The 5,285-nt window shown below is 63.2% G+C and carries 9 protein-coding genes; 7 read left to right on the top strand and 2 right to left on the bottom strand.

Features of this window, described 5'->3' with window-relative positions:
- On the top strand, positions 1-519 hold a 519-nt coding region (locus VGE27_RS12710), incomplete at its 5' end, for a type II restriction endonuclease (protein ID WP_331050036.1).
- Between the two features lie 217 nt (positions 520-736).
- Here the strand turns inward: VGE27_RS12710 and VGE27_RS12705 are convergent.
- Both VGE27_RS12705 and VGE27_RS12700 read right to left on the bottom strand, forming a co-directional pair.
- Positions 737-1,264, bottom strand: a complete 528-nt coding sequence (locus VGE27_RS12705; RefSeq protein WP_331050035.1) for a DUF6036 family nucleotidyltransferase — start codon at positions 1,262-1,264, stop codon at positions 737-739.
- On the bottom strand, positions 1,257-1,694 hold the full coding sequence (locus VGE27_RS12700) for a hypothetical protein (RefSeq protein ID WP_331050034.1): 438 nt from the start codon (positions 1,692-1,694) through the stop codon (positions 1,257-1,259). Before VGE27_RS12700 ends, VGE27_RS12705 begins: the two co-directional genes overlap by 8 nt.
- 154 nt (positions 1,695-1,848) lie before the next feature.
- Between VGE27_RS12700 and VGE27_RS12695 the strand changes: the two genes are divergently transcribed.
- The 6 genes from VGE27_RS12695 to VGE27_RS12675 form a co-directional block, all read left to right on the top strand.
- A complete protein-coding gene (locus tag VGE27_RS12695; protein WP_331050033.1) occupies positions 1,849-2,307 on the top strand; it encodes a DUF1269 domain-containing protein in 459 nt (152 codons plus the stop codon).
- A gap of 56 nt (positions 2,308-2,363) precedes the next feature.
- The gene (locus tag VGE27_RS12690; RefSeq protein WP_331050032.1) at positions 2,364-2,963 is read left to right on the top strand and encodes a plasmid pRiA4b ORF-3 family protein; all 600 of its coding nucleotides are present in this window, start codon (positions 2,364-2,366) and stop codon (positions 2,961-2,963) included.
- A 113-nt stretch (positions 2,964-3,076) separates the two neighbouring features.
- Positions 3,077-3,262 (top strand): type II toxin-antitoxin system HicA family toxin, encoded by a 186-nt coding sequence (locus VGE27_RS19495; RefSeq protein WP_345788017.1) that lies wholly within the window; start codon positions 3,077-3,079, stop codon positions 3,260-3,262.
- A 33-nt stretch (positions 3,263-3,295) separates the two neighbouring features.
- Complete coding sequence (locus VGE27_RS12685) at positions 3,296-4,147, top strand: DUF3883 domain-containing protein (RefSeq protein ID WP_331050031.1); 852 nt, start codon at positions 3,296-3,298, stop codon at positions 4,145-4,147.
- A complete protein-coding gene (locus tag VGE27_RS12680; protein WP_331050030.1) occupies positions 4,147-4,719 on the top strand; it encodes a DUF6805 domain-containing protein in 573 nt (190 codons plus the stop codon). Before VGE27_RS12685 ends, VGE27_RS12680 begins: the two co-directional genes overlap by 1 nt.
- On the top strand, positions 4,716-5,285 hold a 570-nt coding region (locus tag VGE27_RS12675; RefSeq protein ID WP_331050029.1), incomplete at its 3' end, for a M14 family zinc carboxypeptidase. The genes VGE27_RS12680 and VGE27_RS12675, both read left to right, overlap by 4 nt.

The raw sequence follows: 5,285 nt of genomic DNA, 5'->3' as shown, positions 1-5,285 counted from the left end.
GCCAGAAGACTGCTGGAGGGATTTGTGCACCTCGACGGTACCGCTGATGTGGATGCCTTCAGGACATTCTCCATGGCACTGCGGCAATCGCGCGTTTCACGAGCGGGCGGCGCTTTGCAGTACCACATGGAGACATTGCTCAGGGAATGGGCAATCCCGTATGTCATGGAACCGACGATCGACGGCGGTGAGTCGCCGGACTTCCTGTTCCCGTCAGCGAAGGCCTACACAGACGCGTCGTTTCCAGCGGCCAATCTCCGTATGCTGGCTGCCAAATACACTGCGAAGGATCGCTGGCGTCAGGTGCTGAATGAAGCGGAGCGGATTCCCCAAAAGCATCTACTCACGCTGGAGCCGGCAATCTCCAAAGGTCAGCTCTCGCTGATGCAACGTGCTTCGCTGACGCCGGTGATTCCTGCGCCGATACGGAACAAGTATGCGGATGACGCGCGGGGCGGCATTCTGACAGTTCAGGGCTTCATCGATGAACTCAGGTCGGTTCAGACTCAATGGAGTTAAAGCGAGGGGTTGGGCGACGTATGCGTCGCGCCATAGCGCGTCGGAGCGCGATTCAATCCATCCAAAGCGCTGGCAGTAGTCTGAAGCGTCGATTGTATGCGAAGGTTGAAAGGGCCCTTCATACATTCGATGTGATTGCCCGCTGTAAACCAGCAGTGGAGTACCCCTATGCCAACGCGCACCGAGGCACTGCCTCAATTGAGCTGGTGTAGCGACTTCAGGATAGGGAAGAGATGACCTCATCAAGCGCCTGGCGATAGCTCTCCGGATCGACCGCGGGGTAGCGGTAGAGATCAGCCTCGGCTTCGGTGAAGGCGGCCCGCAGTCCCTCGACGGTTATGAGACCGGCGTTCAGCATGGCCCGCACGTCGGCGAGGTCGCGCACATGGCTTCGTTCGATCTTGGCGAGGGCCTGTGCCGTAAGATCGTAATGACGCACGGTCAACAGGCCGATGCGTTTCACGATGGGGCTGCGCTCCTCCCAGTGCGGTGGCACCGGGATGAAATGGTCAGGCGCCGCGAACTCCACGTTGATCGCGAGTTGATCTTTCAGCCGAGGTATGGCGCGCAGTAGCGAATCGGATTCGGGACGGATGATGAGATCGATGTCACGGGTACCATCGCGCCAGCCCGTGAGAACCGCCGTGGCCCCGCCGACCAGGTACACGGTGGTTGGTACGGTGGCAGCCTGAGCGAGCGCCGCGAGAAATCGATCAATCCGTTCGCTGGTAGCGATCTCACGCATGCTGCCGACCCATTGTCGCCGCAGCGCGCGAGAAGCTCACCATGCGCCGCACGAGTGCGTTGTAGCGCGAGTGGGCTGCTTGGCCATGCTGCTGCTCGAGCAGGACGAAGAGCGCGTCCTCAGGGTGCGGAACCCCGACAGGCACGCGAATACCGAGCCGGCGCAGTCGCGGGGCTGCCATGGACACGAGCAATGCATCGACGGAATGCTGCTGACCAGCGAGATCACGCAGCCCTGCGCGCACGATCTCGACCCCGGGCAGATCGGACGTGGGTGTGCCAATGGCGGACTGCTCGAACTCCCGCACGGCGCGCTTTGCCTCGCGACTGGCCACCATGGCCTGCGCCTGCTCGGGAGTAAGGGTGCGCCGACTGCGTATTCCGCCGCGCCGCCCGATATCCGCCAGGTATCGCCGCACCGATTCTTTCATCTTCTTAGCATATACAGCTTATGATAGTAAGTCAATATATGAACGATATTTACGCATTTCTGATCCTGCGATTGAACCGCATCATGGCCAGTGTGTACCAATGCCCGATCAGTGCGAGTGCGCCGCCAACATCAATTCCCTTCCTGGAGTCACCATGTCCGATGCCACGGCCCGTCGTATTCTCATCGCCAGCTTCAACACGCTCAGCGGCGCCGAGGGCGGCGAGGCGCTGCTCAAGTCCGCGTCGATTGGGCTGGGGAACGTCGCCATCATCACGCGCGATGGCAGCGGTGAGGTGAAGTTCACCGAATCGCAGGATTGGGGGGTGGGCAAGAGCGCACTCATTGGCGCGGTGGCCGGTCTCATTCTGCCGGGCGTTGGCACCATCACCCTGGCCGCCGGCGGTGCACTGGCCGCCTACTTTCTCGACCTGGGCTTTCCGGACAGTCTGTTGAAGCAGATGGGCGAAGGGCTCACCAACAACTCCTCGATGCTGGTGGCGTTGGTCGATGCGACGAGCACCTCGCAGGCAAGCAGCGTGTTGACGCAGGCCGGTGCCGTGGTCGCCAGCACCGCAGAGACCGATCTGGCCCGGGCGATGGCGTCGATGTAGTCGATGTGGTAGATCAGCGCCTGCGGACCTGACCGCGTCCTCCCCATCAATCTCTCATGGCCAAGCGCGCACGCGTCGCCGGACACATCCCCTCGGCGGCGCCGACGGACTTCGTGCTCCGAGTTCACCTGGAGTCGATAACCCCGGAGATCTGGCGTGCGCTCCGCGTGCCCGGTGAGTACACGCTCGCGCAACTGCATCGCACGTTGCAACTGGTCTTTGGTTGGCAGGACTATCATCTGCACGAGTTCACCATCGGCACGCGGCGCTTTGAGGCTCCAGGTGAGGAAGCGGAGGGAGAGTCCACGGCGATTCGTCTGGCTGATCTCGCCCTCGTGGCCGGCGATCGGTTCCTGTATCGCTACGATTTCGGCGATGACTGGGCGCATGTCATCGAAGTCGAGGCCCTGGAGTCGCCAGTGGACCTTGCTGAGCCCCGATGGCCGCTGCTACTGGGTGGCGCCCGCGCGGGGCCACCGGAGGACTGTGGTGGGGTTGTCGGTTACGCGGAGCTCGTGACGGCACTCGCGCGCCCGCGCACCAAAGCCGGGCAGACGCACCGGGATTGGGTTGGACCGACGTACGATCCGGCCGTATTCGACGAGTGGCACGTCGGGCGCATGCTCACCCTGGCGGCCGCGTATGGCGCTCTCTAACGGCCAGACGCTCCCGCGCACCACGCCTTTGAGTGACGCCAGCGGGCCAACACCGCGGTGAGAGGCCGCTTCCTCGCGCTTGCCGGTGGCGAGTCGCTGCCCGATCTTGCGGCATGCGAGTACGGGATGTGCTTCGGCCCTTGACGCACGATGGGTGGTTTCTCGTGAGAACCCGGGGCAGCCAACAGCAGTCCAAGCATTCCGACAAGGCGGAACTCGTGACCGTTGCAGGCCATCCGAGCGACGAGCTTGCGTCCGGACCTGCCGGGATGCGTGGCGACGGGCACGACGACTCCTGATGGACCGCGCTTACCTCGCCCCGCATTCCATCCGTGGCTGAAGACTGGTCCCAGGCTGAAGTCGCTGCGACCGTGGCGGACTATTTTGCGATGCTCGGGCACGAGCTGCGCGGCGAGCCGTTCAGCAAGCGCGAGCACAATCGTCGATTGCAGGAACTGCTGAATGGACGCTCGGCAGGCGCCATCGAATTCAAGCATCAGAACATCAGCGCGGTCCTGATCGAGGAAGGCTTCCCCTACATCGACGGCTACAAGCCGCGCGCCAACTACCAGGATCGCCTGCGCACCGAGGTCATTCTCCGGTTGTCGATGGATGCGCCTGTTGTTGCGGCAGCTGAAACGGCGGTGATGGCCGTCGCTTCCGTGACAACGTCACGGCGCGATCTTGAAGACATTCTCGTGCCACCGCCGGTTCGTGAACCGCGAGCGGGGCGTACCTACGAGCGCCCCGTACCGGTGCCAGCTCCACGGCTTGGCATCAACTTTCTCGAGCGCGAGGCACGCAATACGTCACTGGGCGAAGCGGGGGAGCAGTTCGTGCTCGAGATCGAGCATCGACGTCTTTGGGAAGCAGGCGCCAAGCACCTCGCCGAACGCATCGAACACGTGGCGAAGACGAAGGGAGATGGACTCGGCTACGATATCGCATCGTTTGACCCAGACGGGTCCGAACGCTTGATCGAAGTGAAGACCACTACCTTCGGTGCCATGACGCCCTTCTTTGCGACGGCGCGGGAAGTTGCGGTATCCAATGATCAGCCGCACCAGTATCGCTTGTATCGGCTGTTCAAGTTCCGCACCGAGCCCAAGGTATTCGTTTTGCCAGGCTCACTTCGGCAGTCGTGTGTGCTCGATCCCGTACAGTTTCGAGCCACGCTCGCCTGATGATGGGTCGCCTTCTCGCGCTTGCGACCTCGCTATCTGTGAGCCTCGTGCTCTCAGCACCCGGCCCAACGGAGCCTCCCGTCGACCGCCGAGTGGTGGACACGGTCATCGCCGGCAACGCCGAGAGCGAGCTGGCCCACGGCTACGCGGGGCACGACGACTGGGCCGGCGTACAGAACGACATGACCTTCCGGCAGGCCAATGGCTGGATGCGCTATGCCCTGACGACCTTTGACGACACCGAGGTCACCATTGCCTGCGTCTTTGCCGGGAGCCGCGATTCCACGCGGCATTTCGACCTGATCGTCGAAGACAGCGTCGTCGCCCGGGCGACCCTCGCGCCCACCGATTCGGCCAGCCGTACGCTCGAGTTGCGCGTACCTTTTGGCGTGACCAGGGGGCGCACCAATATTGCCGTGGTCCTGCGTGGTCGGGACGGCCGTACACCGGCGCTGCGCTCGCTCAGTGTTCTGCAGGACCACCACGAACTGGCTACCACCGTTCACCAACCGGTCGCGATGCCTGCATCACGACTGACACAATCACACCATCCGTTTGGAGCTGTTCGATGATGTCGTCACGCATGGTCCGCGGCGCTGGTACCGCGCTCGCAGTTGCTGCTCTCACGCTGACGACCGGCGGCACTGCGGAAGCGCAGGCCGCGAAAACAGCACCAAGTGCCAACGCCACCGGCAGCGCCAGGTTCCCGCTCACGCGCCCCGAGCGCACGGACTACGCGGAAACGAGCCGCTACGATGATGTCATCGCCTACATGAAGCTGATGGCGGCGGCCAATCCACAGATCCATCTCACCACGTACGGCTACACGTACGAGGGACGCCCGCTGCCGCTCGCGGTCATCGGGGCGCCCGGCGCCACGGCCGCGCAGGTGCTCGCGACGGGCAAGACCCGCGTCTACATCCAGGGCAACATCCACGCCGGTGAAGTGGAAGGCAAAGAGGCGCTGCTCTGGTTGCTGCGCTCCATCGCCAAGGGTGAGCGCAACGCGTGGCTGCGCAACACGGTGCTGCTCATCAATCCCATCTACAACGCCGATGGCAACGAGCGCGTGAGCGTGGCCAATCGTGGCAGTCAGGCGGGCCCGGTGGGTGGCATGGGCACGCGCGAAAATGCGCTG

The organism is Gemmatimonas sp., assembly GCF_036405635.1.
GTDB lineage: Bacteria > Gemmatimonadota > Gemmatimonadetes > Gemmatimonadales > Gemmatimonadaceae > Gemmatimonas.
Note: the sequence above shows the minus strand (reverse complement) of the source record. Positions and strands in the feature narration are given on the sequence as shown.